This is a genomic window from Bordetella genomosp. 1 (assembly GCF_002261335.1).
Taxonomy (GTDB): Bacteria; Pseudomonadota; Gammaproteobacteria; order Burkholderiales; family Burkholderiaceae_B; genus Bordetella.
In genome coordinates this window covers 264,475-280,386 of record NZ_NEVL01000004.1, presented here as the reverse complement: position 1 = coordinate 280,386, position 15,912 = coordinate 264,475, and the positions used below count along the sequence as shown (strand labels likewise).

At 67.4% G+C, this 15,912-nt stretch carries 11 protein-coding genes; 8 read left to right on the top strand and 3 right to left on the bottom strand.

The window, feature by feature from the left end:
* Nucleotides 1–3: 3 nt before the first annotated feature.
* Nucleotides 4–2,709, bottom strand: coding sequence for an aminopeptidase N (gene pepN / locus CEG14_RS18230; protein ID WP_094827824.1), 2,706 nt, complete (start codon nt 2,707–2,709; stop codon nt 4–6).
* A gap of 179 nt (nt 2,710–2,888) precedes the next feature.
* Between pepN and CEG14_RS18225 the strand changes: the two genes are divergently transcribed.
* On the top strand, nt 2,889–3,533 hold the full coding sequence (locus CEG14_RS18225; RefSeq protein WP_094827823.1) for a DUF4136 domain-containing protein: 645 nt from the start codon (nt 2,889–2,891) through the stop codon (nt 3,531–3,533).
* Between the two features lie 267 nt (nt 3,534–3,800).
* Here the strand turns inward: CEG14_RS18225 and CEG14_RS18220 are convergent, their stop codons facing one another.
* Nucleotides 3,801–4,166, bottom strand: a complete 366-nt coding sequence (locus CEG14_RS18220; RefSeq protein WP_094827822.1) for an H-NS histone family protein — start codon at nt 4,164–4,166, stop codon at nt 3,801–3,803.
* 123 nt (nt 4,167–4,289) lie between these two features.
* Between CEG14_RS18220 and CEG14_RS18215 the strand changes: the two genes are divergently transcribed.
* From CEG14_RS18215 to glcF, 7 genes are all read left to right on the top strand, one after another.
* Entirely contained in the window at nt 4,290–5,120 is an 831-nt protein-coding gene (locus tag CEG14_RS18215) for a carbon-nitrogen hydrolase family protein (RefSeq protein ID WP_094827821.1), read from the top strand.
* A gap of 16 nt (nt 5,121–5,136) precedes the next feature.
* Nucleotides 5,137–6,597 (top strand): metalloprotease TldD, encoded by a 1,461-nt coding sequence (gene tldD / locus CEG14_RS18210; RefSeq protein ID WP_094827820.1) that lies wholly within the window; start codon nt 5,137–5,139, stop codon nt 6,595–6,597.
* Between the two features lie 286 nt (nt 6,598–6,883).
* Nucleotides 6,884–7,957, top strand: a complete 1,074-nt coding sequence (aroG, locus tag CEG14_RS18205; protein ID WP_094827819.1) for a 3-deoxy-7-phosphoheptulonate synthase AroG — start codon at nt 6,884–6,886, stop codon at nt 7,955–7,957.
* 141 nt (nt 7,958–8,098) lie between these two features.
* Entirely contained in the window at nt 8,099–9,508 is a 1,410-nt protein-coding gene (locus tag CEG14_RS18200; protein WP_094827818.1) for an FAD-binding oxidoreductase, read from the top strand.
* Nucleotides 9,509–9,669: 161 nt separating this feature from the next.
* Nucleotides 9,670–11,169: an FAD-linked oxidase C-terminal domain-containing protein gene (locus tag CEG14_RS18195; protein ID WP_094827817.1), complete on the top strand. Its 1,500-nt coding sequence runs from the start codon at nt 9,670–9,672 to the stop codon at nt 11,167–11,169.
* Between the two features lie 11 nt (nt 11,170–11,180).
* Nucleotides 11,181–12,287 carry a glycolate oxidase subunit GlcE gene (glcE, locus tag CEG14_RS18190; protein WP_094827816.1) on the top strand — a complete coding sequence of 369 codons (1,107 nt, stop codon included), beginning with the start codon at nt 11,181–11,183 and terminating at the stop codon, nt 12,285–12,287.
* A gap of 6 nt (nt 12,288–12,293) precedes the next feature.
* On the top strand, nt 12,294–13,529 hold the full coding sequence (gene glcF / locus CEG14_RS18185; protein WP_094827815.1) for a glycolate oxidase subunit GlcF: 1,236 nt from the start codon (nt 12,294–12,296) through the stop codon (nt 13,527–13,529).
* A gap of 76 nt (nt 13,530–13,605) precedes the next feature.
* Here the strand turns inward: glcF and CEG14_RS18180 are convergent, their stop codons facing one another.
* Complete coding sequence (locus CEG14_RS18180; RefSeq protein WP_094827814.1) at nt 13,606–15,816, bottom strand: TonB-dependent siderophore receptor; 2,211 nt, start codon at nt 15,814–15,816, stop codon at nt 13,606–13,608.
* Between the last annotated feature and the right edge of the window lie 96 nt (nt 15,817–15,912).

Sequence of the window (15,912 nt, the reverse complement as noted above, 5' to 3'; positions counted from 1 at the left end):
CTCCTATGCGGCAAATTCCAATGCTTTCGATACGATCTCCTGCACGTTGCGCGACAGGTCCGGATGCTTGCGGACGCGCTCGAGCGCGGCCTGCATCGGGGTGCGCAGGGCAGGGATGAAGCGTGACCAGTTGTCGAGCGCGCGCGCCAGGCGGGCGGCGATCTCGGGATTCAGCGCGTCCAGGGCCAGCACCTGGTCGGCCCAGAAGCCGTAGCCGCTGGCGTCGGTGGCATGCATGCCGCGCGCGTTGTTCAGGCAGAACTGGAACACCAGCGCGCGGGCGCGGTTGGGGTTGCGCAGCGTGAAGGCCGGATGCTGCATCAGCTTGCGGATCTCGGCCACGCCGGTGCCGCGCGCGGTCGCCTGCAGCGCGAACCACTTGTCGATCACCAGGGCGTCGCCGTCCCAGCGCTGGTAGAAATGGGCCAGGGCGCCCGCGGCCGCCTCGTCGTCGCCATAGTTCACCAGCGCCGACAACGCCGCCAGGCTGTCCGTCATGTTGCCGGCGCGCTCGTACTGCGCCTGGGCGAGCGCCTGGGCGCCGTCGAGCCCGCCCGCCATCAGGTGGCTGAGCGCGAGGTTCTTGAGCGCGCGCTGGCCGGCCGGGCCGGGTGCGGGGCTGTAGGCGCCCGGGGTCTGGTTGGCCTCGAACGCGGCACGCCATTGCTCGGCCAGTCGGCGGCCCAGTTCGGCGCGCAGGAAGTCGCGCGCCACGGCCAGCGCCGGCGGGTCCATGGCGTCCATGCGCTCGGCCAGCGTCTTTTCCGACGGCAGCGACAGCGCGCGGGCGCGATAGGCGGCGTCGAGCGCCGGATCGGTGAGCAGGGCGCGCCAGGCGTCGATGAAGGCCTCGTCGACCGCCAGCGGCGCGCCTTCGCGGTGCGCTTCGGCCAGCGCCAGGATCTGGCGCGTGGCGAGCTCCTGGCCGGCTTCCCAGCGCGCGAACGGATCGCTGTCGTGCGCCGACAGCAGCGCCAGCTCGGCGTCGCTCCAGTCGTACTCGACGATCACGGGCGCGGAGAAACCTCGCAGCAGCGAGGGCACGGGCGCCTCGTCGATGCCGTCGAAGGTCCATTGCTGCGACTCGGTGGTGAGCTCGAGCAGCGCGGTGTTCTGCGTGCCGTCGGCGGTCTGCAGGGGCAGGGCACGGCCGTCGCGGCCGAGCAGGCCCAGCGCGAATGGAATGTGGAAGGGCTTTTTCACGAAGCCGGCGCCGGCGCGCTTCTCCACGCCCACCGGTGCGCAGCGCTGCGTGAGCGTGACCGTCACGCGCCGGGCCGCGGCGTCATGCTCGACCTGGACCGCCACGCGCGGCGTGCCGGCCTGCGAGTACCAATGGCGGAACACGCCGAGGTCGCGGCCGGGATGCTGCTGGCGGTAGACCGAGTCCATTGCGTCGACGAAGTCGTCGCAGGTCACGGCCTGGCCATCGTGGCGACGGAAGTATTCGGCGATGCCGGCCTGGAAGCCGGTCTCGCCCAGCAGCGTGTGCTGCATGCGGATCACTTCGGAGCCCTTCTCGTACACCGTGGCGGTGTAGAAGTTGCCGATTTCCTGGTAGCTGTCGGGCCGGATGGGGTGGGCCATCGGGCCCGCGTCTTCGGGGAACTGCGCGGCGCGCAGCGTCACCACGTCGTCGATGCGCTTGACCGCGCGCGCGCTGGCCGCGGCGGCGGGCTCGAGCTCGCGCGCCATCATGTCGGCGCTGAACTCCTGGTCGCGGAACACCGTCAGCCCTTCCTTCAGGCTGAGCTGGAACCAGTCGCGGCAGGTCACGCGGTTGCCGGTCCAGTTGTGGAAGTATTCGTGGCCCACCACCGATTCGATGCCTTCGTAGTTGGCATCGGTGGCGGTGTCGGGATCGGCCAGCACATAGGCCGCGTTGAAAATGTTGAGGCCCTTGTTCTCCATGGCGCCCATGTTGAAGTCGCGCACGGCGACCACCATGAAGCGGTCCAGATCGAGCTCCAGGTTGAAGCGCGATTCGTCCCAGCGCAGCGCCCGCTCGAGCGACTCGAGCGCCCATTCGGTGCGCGACTCGGAGCCGGGGTCGCTATAGACCTGCAGCAGCACCTCGCGGCCCGAGGCGGTCTGCACGCGGGTTTCGCGGTGCGTGAGCCGGCCGGCGACCAGCGCGAACAGATAGCAGGGTTTGGGGAACGGGTCTTCCCACTCGGCCTCGTGCCGGCCGTCGGGCAGCGTGCGGGTGGCGATCAGGTTGCCGTTGGAGAGCAGCAGCGGGTAGTCGGTGCTGGCGCGCAGGGTGACGCGGTAGCGCGACATCACGTCGGGCCGGTCGGCGAACCAGGTGATGCGGCGAAAGCCCTCGGCCTCGCACTGCGTGAAGAAATTGCCGCCCGACACATACAGGCCCATCAGCGTGGAGTTGGCGCTGGGATTGCAGCGGCTCACGGTCTCGACCGTGGCGGCGGCGGGCAGGCCGCGCAGCACCAGGCGCCGTTCGTCCACCTGCCAGCGGTCGGCCGGCCAGGGCGCGCCGTCCACCGCCACCGAGATCAGTTCGAGGGCCTCGCCGTCCAGCTCGAGCGCCGCATCGGCCGGCGCGTCGTCGCGGCGGCGCAGCTGCATCACGCAGCGCACTTCGGTCGATTCGGGCGCGAGATCGAAGCTCAGCGCAACCTCATCGATGGCGTAGGGATACGGAACGTAGTCCTTGCGGTAGATGGTGACGGGCGTGTCGGTGCGCATGGGATCCCTGATGCTGGAAGGACAAAACCTTATTGTAGATGCACCCCGTGTCTCCTCTATCGGACACGTTATTGCAAGAGTTAAACTTTTACGTGCGGCGTCGGTCCAATCGAGACGACGTGCGCGGCCTGAGCAAGGCGCAGTTGCGTAACCCCGGCCCCAGGCCAAGGAAGGCTGATATGTTCAAGAAGTACACCGTTGCCCGGATCTGCCGCTGGGTCGGCCTGTCGGTCGCCCTCGCGGGGGCAGCCGTCCTGAGCGGCTGCGCCACGCCCACGGTGGCGGCGCGCGTCACGTCGTTCCAGCAATGGCCCGGCGATGCCAGCGGCCAGACCTACCGGTTTGCCGAAGTCGATCCGGTCCAGGCCAATAACCTCGAATATCAGTCGTACCGGGACATGGTGCGTGCCGGCGTCGGCGCCACCGGCCTGGTCGAGGCGCAGGCCAAGGGGCCCGCCCGATTTACCGTCACCTTCGAATATGGCGTCGCGCAGACCCAGGTGATGGTGCGGCGTGCCTACGATCCGTATTTCTACGGCGGTTATGGCGGGGGATATTACGGCCCGCGCTGGGGCGGCGCCGGATTCGGCTTCTGGGGCCCCGAGTGGGTCGACGTGCCGATGGTGGCCTACCGCAATCACCTGAGCCTGCGCATCCTCGACAACAGCCGCAATGGCGCGGAGGTTTACCGGTCGAGCGCCTATATCAATACCGAGCGCGACGACCTGGTCCGCACCATGCCCTACCTGGTGCGCGCCATCTTCGACAACTTCCCGGGCAACAACGGCTCCGAGCGCCAGGTGGCGTTTCCGCTCGATCGCTGAGCAAAAAGGGCCGATTTGAATCGGCCCCCATTTCATGCGGTTTTCTGACAAATGCCTGATCGAGGTGTGTCAGGTATTTGAAATACAGCTTTTGGAAATAATCCGAAGTGCGAGATCCGCGTTCCGTTTTTCGGAAATCGGGCTGCGGAAATAATCCCGTCCCGTGTTTCGGTGCAGTAATTCGTTGAAATATTACCGAGTACGGCACAAAAAAAGCGCGTCACGAAGACGCGCTTTTTGCCGGAAGGCCGCGAGGCCCGCTGGACTTCATTTAATCAGAAAGCTGTCGCGCGAGGCGCCACTGCTTTCTTCGGCAACCAGCCAGCGCGGCGCCTTGCCACGGCCGCTCCAGGTTTCGCCGGTCTTGGGGTGACGGTACTTGGGCGCCACGGCGCGCTTGGCGGTGGCACCGGCAGCCTTGCCACGCGGCGCGGCGGCGGCGCGGGGGGCCTTGGCGGACCCGAGGGCGGCAACGATTTCCTCGGGAGTGATATTGTATTCACGCATCGACTTGACGATCGATGCGATCACCGGCTTGCGACGGCGGGTCTGAAGAGCCTCGGAGCGCTTCTGGAGTTTGTTGATTTCTTTTTCGATCTTGGCTTGCTGCGCTGCGTAAGTCTCACGGGGCATGGTTTGTTTCCTGGTTTTGTGATTCAAATTCGCCGGCTTGCTTTCATATGCTTTAGTTGTATTTCAATAATACCGAAAATATTCCGGGCAGTCTCTGGATTTTTGTGAAGGACTTTGTAGCAAATGACCGACAGTCAATCGCCTTCCGGACCAAGCGCAATGCGGGTTGCCGCCATTCAGATGGTCAGCGCGCCCGATCTTGATGAGAACCTGAAACAGGCCGCCGAGTTGATCCAAACAGCGGCTGCTTCGGGTGCCAAATTGATCGCTCTGCCCGAATATTTCTGTTTTATGGGTCGCGCAGATACCGACAAACTTGCGATCAAAGAGCCCGACGGCGCTGGCCCGATCCAGGAATTCCTGGCCCGGACGGCGCGCCAGCACGGGGTCTGGCTGGTGGGCGGCACCCTGCCGCTGGCCAGCCCGGAACCCGGGCGGGTTTTCAACACCAGCTTTGTTTACGGCCCCGATGGCGCGCAGGTGGCGCGCTACGACAAAATCCACCTTTTCAATTTCCAGCGCGGCGCCGAGTCGTACGATGAGTCGCGCGCGATCCGCCCGGGCGAGGCGGTGCAGACCTTCGACGCGCCTTGCGGCAAGGTGGGATTATCGGTTTGTTATGACCTGCGTTTTCCCGAACTGTATCGGGCGATGGGTCCGGTAAACCTGATTCTGGTGCCCGCGGCATTTACCTACACCACCGGCCAGGCGCATTGGGAGCTGTTGCTGCGCGCCCGCGCCGTCGAAAACCAGTGCTACGTGCTCGCGCCGGCCCAGGGTGGAAAACATCCCAACGGGCGCCACACCTGGGGCCATTCCATGCTGATCGACCCGTGGGGCGACGTCATCGACGTGCTGCCGCAGGAACCGGGCGTCATCGGCGGTACCATAGAGCCTGAACGCATCGCACAAGTGCGGGCCAGTCTGCCCGCGCTGCGCCATCGAGTCATTTAATGGCTGAAACTATCCAATGAAACTGATCGAACCCGCCATCCAATCCCTCGCCACCGCCAAATCCCTGCTGCTCGACCCCTGGGGGCTGACGGAGGCCGACCTGGCGCGGGCGCTGGGCGAAATCTTCACGCACAAGGTCGATTACGCCGATCTGTATTTCCAGTACACCCGCAGCGAGGGCTGGAGCCTGGAAGAGGGCATCGTCAAGACCGGCAGCTTCTCGATTGGCCAGGGCGTGGGCGTGCGCGCCGTGAGCGGCGAGAAAACCGCCTTTGCCTACTCCGACTCGCTGTCGCAGCAGGCCCTGCTGTCGGCCGCCCACACGGTGCGCGGGATCGCGCGCCGCGGCGCCGGCAAGGTCAAGGTGGCCGCCCACGTGCCGGTCGACGACGCCCGCCGCTTGTACGACGACGTCGATCCGCTGACCACCCTGTCGGCGCCCGACAAGGTCGCGCTGCTCGAACGCATCGAGCGCATGGCACGCGCCCACGATCCGCACGTGATCCAGGTCATGGCCGGCCTGGGCGCCGAATACGACGTGGTGCTGGTGGCCGGCAGCGACGGCCGCCTGGCCGCCGACGTGCGCCCGCTGGTGCGCCTGTCGCTCACCGTGATCGCCGAACGCAACGGCCGGCGCGAGATGGGGCATGCCGGCGGCGGCGGCCGCACCGGTCTGTCCTATTTCAGTGACGAGATCCTGCGCGGCTACGTCGAGCGCGCCGTGCACGAGGCCATGGTCAACCTCGAGGCGCGTCCCGCGCCCGCCGGTGAAATGACGGTCGTGCTCGGCTCGGGCTGGCCCGGCATCCTGCTGCACGAGGCGGTGGGCCACGGCCTCGAGGGCGACTTCAACCGCAAGGGCTCGAGCGTGTTCTCCGGCCGGGTCGGCGAGCGCGTCGCCTCGCGCGGCGTCACCGTGGTCGACGACGGCACCATCGAAGGCCGCCGCGGCTCGCTCAACATCGACGACGAGGGCAACGCCACCCAGCGCAACGTCCTGATCGAAGACGGCATCCTGCGCGGCTACATGCAGGACACGCTCAACGCGCGCCTGATGAAGACCCAGGCCACCGGCAACGGCCGGCGCGAATCGTTTGCGCACCTGCCCATGCCGCGCATGACCAACACCTACATGCTGGCCGGCGACAAGGATCCGCAGGAGATCATCAGCTCGGTCAAGCGAGGCCTGTACGCCGTGAACTTCGGCGGCGGCCAGGTCGACATCACCAGCGGCAAGTTCGTGTTCTCGGCCTCCGAGGCCTACATGATCGAAAACGGCAAGGTCACCTACCCGGTCAAGGGCGCCACCCTGATCGGCAGCGGCCTCGAGGCCATGAACCAGGTCAGCATGATCGGCAACGATCTCGCGCTGGATTCGGGCGTGGGCACCTGCGGCAAGGAAGGGCAGAGCGTGCCGGTCGGCGTGGGCATGCCCACGGTGCGCATGGAAGGCCTGACCGTCGGCGGCACCGAGTAAGCCGCCGCGATCCGGCTCCCTCCGGGCCGGAGCGGCCGGCGCCAGGCCGGCCCGACCCCGAAACCGCGCGGCGTGACGCGCGGTTTTTTTTGTGCTAGAGTCCAACGCTATGAAATTCGCGTCCCCCGCCTTTTACTTTTATTTTTATGGTTTTCTGAAGCCGCTGGCGGAGGAAGGGACGCGCTCAATCTGAAGTATGTAGAGAATCCCCCGAAAAAGCCGCCAGCGATCTGGCGGCTTTTTTGTTGCCGTCAGCGTGGCGGGTTCACCACCCAGGAGCCTTACCGTGTCGCACAACACTGACGATCTTCGTATCCGTGAAATCAAAGAGCTGAATCCGCCCGCGCATGTGATGCGCGAATTCTCCTGCACCCGCGCCGCCTCCGAGACGGTGTTCGCCGCGCGCCAGGGGCTGCACCGGATCCTGCATGGCATGGATGACCGCCTGATCGTCGTGATCGGCCCGTGCTCCATCCACGACACCCGCGCCGCGCTCGAATACGCGGATCGGCTCAAGCCGCTGCGCGACAAGCTCAAGGGCGAGCTGGAGATCGTGATGCGCGTCTACTTCGAGAAGCCGCGCACCACGGTGGGCTGGAAGGGGCTGATCAACGATCCCGACCTGGACGGCAGCTTCGACATCAACAAGGGCGTGCGGGTGGCGCGCGAGTTGCTGCTGGAGATCAACAACAAGGGCGTGCCGGCGGGGTGCGAATATCTGGACATGATCACGCCGCAGTACATCGCGGACCTGGTGTCGTGGGGCGCCATCGGTGCGCGCACCACCGAAAGCCAGGTGCATCGTGAACTGGCCTCAGGCCTGTCGTGTCCGGTGGGCTTCAAGAACGGCACCGACGGCAACATCAAGATCGCGGTCGACGCCATCAAGGCCGCCTCGCAGCCGCACCATTTCCTGTCGGTCACCAAGGGCGGCCACTCGGCCATCGTCTCGACCGCCGGCAACGAGGACTGCCACGTCATCCTGCGCGGCGGCAAGACGCCCAACTACGATGCGGCCAGCGTCGAGGCCGCCTGCCAGGACCTCGCCAAGTCGGGCCTGGCGCAGCGCCTGATGATCGACGCGAGCCACGCCAACAGCAGCAAGAAGCCTGAGAACCAGCCGCTCGTGGCCGACGACGTCGCGCGCCAGCTCGAGCGTGGCGAGGGCCGCATCGTCGGCATCATGATCGAAAGCCACCTGCTCGCCGGCCGCCAGGATCTGATCCCGGGCCAGCCGCTCACCTACGGCCAGAGCATCACCGACGGCTGCATCGACTGGGACAGCTCCGCGCAGGTGCTGGAACGTCTGGCCCAGGCCGTGCGCGAACGCCGCCGCGTCACGCTGACCGCCGGCAAGTAAGCCGCCGCACCCCGCGACCGCACCCGGCCGTTTGCGCCCCGACCTAGGGTTGTCCCTGGGGCGTAGCGCAAGCCGCCGGCGGCGGCGGGGCCCGCCGCAGGCGTAGAATCGCGAGATTCCCATCCACTTTTTCCACCCGCCATGAACGCTCCCTTGCATCCCGAAACCCTGCGCCGTCCGGTGCCGGCTTCCTGTCTCGACGCCCTCAAAGACAAGTTCGGCGACCGCCTGTCGGTCTCGCAAGGGGTGCGCGAGCACCATGGCCGCGACGAATCGCCGTATCCGCCGATGCTGCCCGATGCGGTCGTGTTCGCGCATTCCACCGAAGAAGTCGCGTTCGTGGCGCGCGTCTGCAACGAGCACCACGTGCCGCTGATCCCCTACGGCGCCGGTTCCTCGCTCGAGGGCCACGTGCTGGCCGTGCAGGGCGGCGTGAGCCTCGACCTGTCGCAGATGAACCAGGTGCTCTCGGTGAATGCCGAAGACCTCACCGCCACGGTGCAGGCCGGCGTGCTGCGCAAGCAGCTCAACGAAGAGATCCGCTCCACCGGCCTGTTCTTCCCGATCGATCCGGGCGCCGACGCGAGCCTGGGCGGCATGGCCGCCACGCGCGCCTCCGGCACCAACGCCGTGCGCTACGGCACGATGCGCGAGAACGTCATGTCGCTGACCGTGGTCACCGCCGACGGCCGCGTGGTCCGCACGGCGGGCCGCGCCCGCAAGTCGTCGGCCGGCTACGACCTGACCCGCGTGTTCGTGGGCAGCGAGGGCACGCTCGGCATCATCACCGAAGTCACGGTGCGCCTCTATCCGCAGCCCGAGGCCGTGTCGGCCGCGATCTGCAACTTCCCCACGCTCGACGATGCCGTCCAGAGCGTGATCGAGATCATCCAGATGGGCGTGCCGGTGGCGCGCGTCGAGTTCATGGACGCGGCCGCGGTCAAGGCGGTCAACCAATACAGCAAGCTCACGCTGACCGAATCGCCGATGCTGGTGTTCGAATTCCACGGCAGCCCGGCCGGCGTGCAGGAGCAGGCCGAAACCGTGCAGGCCATCACGGCCGAGCATGGCGGCATGGACTTCGAATGGGCCGAGCGCCCCGAAGACCGCAACCGTCTCTGGACCGCGCGCCACAACGCCTATTTCGCCGGCCTGCAGCTGCGCCCGGGCTGCCGCGCCAGCACCACCGACGTCTGCGTGCCGATCTCGCGCCTGGCCGAGTGCGTGCGCGAAACCGTCGACGAGCTCGACGCCGCCAGCTTTCCGTACACCATCGTCGGCCACGTGGGCGACGGCAACTTCCACGTGCTGATGCTGCTCGACGCCGACAGCGAGCAGGAATGGAAGGAGTCCGAGACCATCAACCACAACCTCGTGCGCCGCGCGATCGCCGCCGACGGCACCTGCACCGGCGAACACGGCGTGGGCCTGCACAAGATGCAGTTCATGGTCGAAGAGCACGGCGAGGATGCGCTGGCCCTGATGCGCAGCCTCAAGCACGCGTTCGATCCGAACAACATCCTCAATCCGGGCAAGATCATCAACTGGTGATCGCCCGCTGGCGCGGCATCCGCTGCCGCGCCAGCGCGCCGTCCTGAGCCGCCCAGGCCGCCCGGCTTCCCGCCCGGCGGCCTGTGTCTTGATGGCGCAAGGGCCTGCCTGCGGGTAAATCCCGGCGTGTGCGAAGCAGGGCGGATTGTTATCGTTCCGGCATGAACTCTTTGGTCGAAACTGGCCTGAGCCACGCGCAGGCGCCGTTTTCCGCACCGTCGCTGGTGCGCGCCCTGCGGCAGGTGTTGCCCGCGCATTGCATCCTGCATCGCGAAGAAGACACGCGCCCCTACGAATGCGACGGCCTGTCGCTCTACCGCGCCTTGCCGGCGGCCGTCGTGCTGCCCGAAACCGAGGAGCAGGTGCAGGCCGTGATGAAGGTCTGCAAGCGGCTCAACGTGCCCGTGGTGGCGCGTGGCGCCGGCACCGGCCTGTCGGGTGGTGCCATGCCGCACGCGCAGGGCGTGCTGCTGGGCCTGTCGAAGTTCAATCGCATCAAGCACATCGACGTCGCGTCGTGCACCGCCGTGGTCGAGCCGGGCGTGCGCAACCTCGCGATCTCCGAGGCGGCCGCGCCCCACGGGCTCTATTACGCGCCCGATCCGTCGAGCCAGATCGCCTGTTCGATCGGCGGCAACGTCGCCGAAAACTCGGGCGGCGTGCACTGCCTCAAATACGGGCTCACGGTGCACAACGTGCTGCGCGTGCGCATGGTCACGATCGATGGCGACGTGGTCGAGCTCGGCTCGGAGGCGCCCGACGCCGCCGGCGTCGATCTGCTCGCGCTCTTCATCGGCTCGGAGGGCATGCTGGGCGTGGTCACCGAGGTCACGGTCAAGCTGATTCCGAAGCCCGCCTGCGCCCAGGTGGTGATGGCGAGCTTCGCCAGCGTCGAGGCGGCGGGCAACGCGGTCACGCGCATCATCGCCGCCGGCATCATTCCGGCCGGCCTAGAGATGATGGACCGCCGGGCCACGTTGATGGTCGAGCCCTTCGTGCAGGCCGGCTACGACCTCGAGGCGCAGGCCATCCTGCTGTGCGAGTCCGATGGCACGGCCGAGGAGGTCGCGCACGAGGTGGCCCACATGGAGGCGATCTTCAAGGCCGCGGGGGCGACGCGCTGCCAGGTGTCGGCCAGCGAGGCCGAGCGGCTGCGCTTCTGGGCCGGCCGCAAGAATGCGTTTCCGGCCGCGGGCCGCGTCTCGCCCGATTACTACTGCATGGACGGCACGATTCCGCGCCGCCATCTCGCGCGGGTGCTCGGCGCCATCGAACAGATGGAAGACGAGTTCGGTCTGCGCTGCGCCAACGTCTTTCACGCGGGTGACGGCAATCTGCACCCGCTGATCCTGTTCGATTCCAACAAGCCGGACGAGGTCGAGCGCGCCGAGAAATTCGGCGCCGCGATCCTCGAGCTGTGCGTGCAGGTGGGAGGCACCGTGACCGGAGAGCACGGTGTGGGTATGGAGAAAATCAATCAAATGTGCGTGCAATTCTCGCGAGAAGAACTCGACGCGTTCCTGGCGGTCAAGCGGGCGTTCGACCCGCCGTGTCTGCTGAATCCCGAAAAGGTGATCCCGACGCTGGCGCGCTGTGCCGAATACGGCAAGATGCACGTCCACGGCGGTGAATTGAGATTCCCCGATTTGGCCCGGTTCTGAGGGCGTCCGCGATGGAATTCGTCCTGTCCGAGTTGTGCGAGCAGGTCATGACGGCACGCGCCGGCCACAAGCCGCTGTTCGTGTGCGGTGGCGGCAGCAAATCGTTCTATGGCAATCACCGGCCCGTCACGCCGCAGGACGGGCATTGCCTGCTCGACATGACGGCCTACCACGGCATCATCAGCTATCACCCCTCCGAGCTGGTGGTCACGGTGCGCGCCGGCACGCGCCTGGCCGATCTCGAGGCGGAGCTGGCCGATCACGGCCAGATGCTCGCGTTCGAGCCGCCCCAGTTCGAGCCCACGGCCACCATCGGCGGCGCCGTCGCCAGCGGCCTGTCGGGCCCGCGCCGCATGGCGGCGGGCGCGCTGCGCGACTTCGTGCTCGGCGCGCGCCTGCTCGACGCGCAGGGCCGGCAGCTGTCGTTCGGCGGCGAGGTCATGAAAAACGTGGCCGGCTACGACGTCGCGCGCGTGCTGGCCGGTTCGATGGGCATCTTCGGCGCGATCCTGGAGGTCTCGCTTAAGGTGGTGCCGCGTCCCGCCGGCGAGCTCACGCTGTGTGCCGAGATGAGCGAGGCGGACGCGCTGGCCGCGTTCGCGCGCTGGCGCAGCCAGCCGCTGCCGATCTCGGCCGCCTGCTGGGTGCCGGCGCCGATGCCCGGCGAGCCGGGTCGCTGCGCCGTCCGGCTGTCGGGCAGCGAGCCGGCGCTGCGCGCCGCGCGCGCCCGCGTCGAGGGCGATGCGCTCGATCCCGCCGCCGCCCAGGCCTGGTGGCAATCGTTGCGCGAGCAAACACATGCTTTCTTCCAGGGCGGCGTGCCGCTGTGGCGCCTGGCGGTGCCGCCGACCACGCCGGCCATGGGCCTGGGGCCCACGCTGATCGAATGGGGCGGCGGACAGCGCTGGCTCAGCGCCCGCCATGACGCCCAGGCGCTGCGCGCCGCGGCGCAGGCGGCCGGCGGCCACGCCACGCTGTTCCGGCCGGCCGGCGGCGTGCCGGCCGACGGCGTCTTCCACCCCCTCGCGCCGGCCGTGGCCGCGATCACGCGCCGTCTCAAACAGGAGCTCGACCCGGTCGGGCTGTTCAACCCTGGCCGGCTCGTGCCGGAACTCTAGCCCATCATGCAGACCAATCTCGTTCAGTGGGCACGCGACACCAACGCTGGCATGGAGGCCGACGCGATCCTGCGCCGCTGCGTGCATTGCGGCTTCTGCACGGCCACCTGTCCCACCTATCAGGTGCTGGGCGACGAGCGCGACAGTCCGCGCGGCCGCATCTATCTCATCAAGCAGGTGCTGGAAGGCGCCGAGCCCACCGCGGCGACGCAGCAGCATCTGGACCGCTGCCTGACCTGCCGCAACTGCGAAACGACCTGCCCGTCGGGCGTGCAATACGGTCATCTGGTCGACATCGGGCGCGCCATCGTCGACGAACGCGTCAAGCGGCGCTGGCCGGACCGGCTCAAGCGCTGGCTGCTGCGCCGTGGGCTGGTGTCGCCCTTGTTCGCGCCGGCCATGCGGCTCGGGCAATCGGTGCGCGGCCTGCTGCCGCCCGCATTGCGGCGCAAGGTGCCGCTGCGGCGCGATCCGGGCGCCTTACCCGATCCCACCCGGCACGCGCGCCAGGTGCTGCTGCTGACCGGCTGCGTGCAGCCCGCGATGATGCCCTCGATCGACAGCGCCACCGTGCGTGTGCTGGATGCCATCGGCATCGGCGCGCGCATGGCGCCGGGCGCCGGCTGCTGCGGCGCGCTCAGTTTCCACCTCGACGCGCAGCACGATGCGCTGGCCCAGATGCGCGCCAACGTCGATGCCTGGTGGCCGCTGTTGCAGGGCGGCGAGGTCGAGGCGATCGTGATCAACGCGTCGGGCTGCGGCGCGATGGTCAAGGAATACGCCCATCATCTGCGCCACGATCCGGTCTACGCCGCGCGCGCCGCCGAGATCACCGACCGCATCAAGGACATCGCCGAGCTGGTGGCGCCCCACGCGGTGCAGCTGGCGCCGCTGCTGGGGGCGGCCCCGCGCACGGCGTTCCATCCGCCGTGCACGCTGCAGCACTGGCAGGGCCTGCGGCCCCTGTCGGAGCGCCTGCTCGGCGAGCTGGGGTTCACGCTCGAGCCCTTTGCGCAGGCGCACCTGTGCTGCGGGTCGGCCGGCGCCTATTCGGTGCTGCAGCCGGAAATCTCGAGCAGCCTGCGCGAGCGCAAGCTGGCCGAGATCGGCCGCACCGGCGCGCAGATCATCATGTCGTCGAACATCGGCTGCATCGGCCATCTGCAGGGCGGCACCGAGGTGCCGGTGCGGCACTGGGTCGAGGTGGTGGACGAGCGCCTCGCGGCCGGCCGGCCGGGCTGAGGCCGCCGCCGCGGCAGCCACGCAAGGAAAAAAGCGCCCCGGTCGGGGCGCTTCGTCATCCGGCCTGCGCCGAACCTCAGAACGAAACCGTGGCGGTCGCGTAGTAGGCGCGGCCGGGTTCGTTGTAGGTGGCCGCGCCCGCGCTGCTGGCGTTGCCCTCGCGATAGAGGCGCTTGTCGAACAGGTTGCTCACGCCGACGCGGAAACGCAGGTTCTTGTTGACTTCGTAGCCCGCGCTCAGGCCGACCAGCGCGTACGGGCTGATCTCCTGGCGGCCTTCGTCGACCAGCGTGACGCCGGTGCGCACGTTGGTGCTCGGGCCCACCTGCTTGCCGTAGTAGGTCACGTTGGCCTGGAACGACAGCTGCGGCGTGTAGAACCAGTCGAGCGTGCTGTTGATCGTGTACTTCGGGATCACGCTCAGCGGCTCGCCCGTGCTCTTGGTCTTGGACTGGATCATGTAGGTGAAGTTGGTGTTCCAGTCCAGCGTGCGGGCCAGGGGAATGAAGAGGTTGCCCTCGAAGCCCTCGACCACGGCGCGGCCGGAGTTGGTCCATTGCAGCACGCGTGCGCCATTGGCCAGGCGGTATTCGACGTCGGTGCCCGCCACGATCTTGTTGCGGTAGTCATTGCGGAAATAGGCCGCGCTGGTGCGCCACGTGCCCGGGTCGTACTCGAAGCCGATTTCCTTGTTGACGCTGGTCTCGGGGGTGAGGTCATTGTTGCCGACCAGGTAGCAGCCGTTGGTGTTGGTCTGCGAGGCCAGGCAGCCGTTGCCGCGGCTGTAGAGCAGGTAGTTCGGGTTGGACTGGTACAGGTTCGGGGCCTTGTAGGCGCGTGCGATGCCGCCCTTGATCTTGAAGGCCTCGGTCACCGCATACGAGGCGTTCAGGCTCGGGCTCCAGTTGTTGCCGAATTCGCTGTTGTGATCGAGGCGCACGCCCGGCGTCAGCATCAGGCGCGGGTTGATCTCGATGTTGTCTTCCACGAACAGCGCGTAGCTGGTCTGCTTGGCCTTGGTGTTGCGGCCGTCGGCGGCGGTGCCGCCGATGGTGCCGCCGGTGTAGGTCTGGCGCAGGCCGCTCGGATCGTCGAGCGTTTCGCGCAGCCATTCCACGCCCACGGTGGCGACCTGCTCGAAGCCGAGCTTGAACGGCACATTGGCCTCGGCCGTGGCGCGCCAGTTCTTCAGGCGCGCGGTGGCGAAACCATCGTCGATCGGCCGGCCTTCGGGGCCGCCGGCCAGACCTTCCTGGATGCGCGAATTGCGCGTGTAGTCGTAGCCCAGCGAGGCGCGCGTCGTGCCCCAGTCGTAGGTGCCGCGGTGCGTCAGGGAATAGTTCTCGCGGTACATGATGTTGGTCTCTTCACCGTACAGGCTGTCGGTGAAGCTGTCCGCGGTGTTGTTCATCGTGTCGCCGGCGTACAGATTGCCCTGGCGGCTGTAGCCGAGGTCCAGGTCGAAGGTGTTCTGCGCGTTGGCCTTCCACGAGAAGAGGGCGTTCATGTCCTGGTTGATGACGCCTTCGCGGCCGGAGGTGCTGACGAAACCGCCATCGGTGAGCGCGGCGTGGCCGGCGTTGATGTCCTTGGCGTCCGGGTTGGTCTTGTTGTAGTTGCCGTACACGCGCATCGACAGCGATTCGCTCAGGGGGCTGGCCAGGCTCACGTTCACCCGGTTGGTGTTGCCTTCCTTGCTGTCTTCGGGCTGGTTCAGGTAGTAGGTGATCGAGCCGCTGGGCTTGTCGGTGGGGCGCTTGGTGATGATGTTCACCACGCCGCCCATCGCGCCCGAACCGTAGCGCGCCGCGGCCGGTCCGCGGATCACCTCGATGCGTTCCACTTCCTCGGCCGGCACCCAGTTGGTATCGCCGCGCGTGTCGCGGTCGCCGTTCCAGCCGTAGCGCACGGAATTGCGCGAGCTCACCGGCTTGCCGTCGATCAGGATCAGGGTGTTTTCCGGGCCCATGCCGCGGATGTCGATCTGGCGGTGATTGCCGCGCGCGCCGCTGGCGCTGTTGCCCGTGAGGTTCACGCCGGGCTCGCGCCGGATGATGTCCGACAGGTCATTGGCCGGCGGGCGGCGCTGGATGTCCTCGGCCGTGATGACCGACACCCCCAGGGACTGCTTCACTTCTTCCTCGGCCGTGCCGAGCACCTGCACCGTGGCCATTTCCTGGACCTGCGAGGGATCCTGCACCTGGGTGGCCTGGGCATGGGCGAGACCGGTCCAGGCCATCAGGATGGCGGCGGTGGCGTAGTGTAGGGGATACCTGCGGGGGGACATACCTGACTCTCCGTGTGCGGCGCACGCGCAGGCGCGATGCACGCATCGGCCGCGTCGATTTGCCATTCAATTAAGAATGATTTCTAATAACATTTG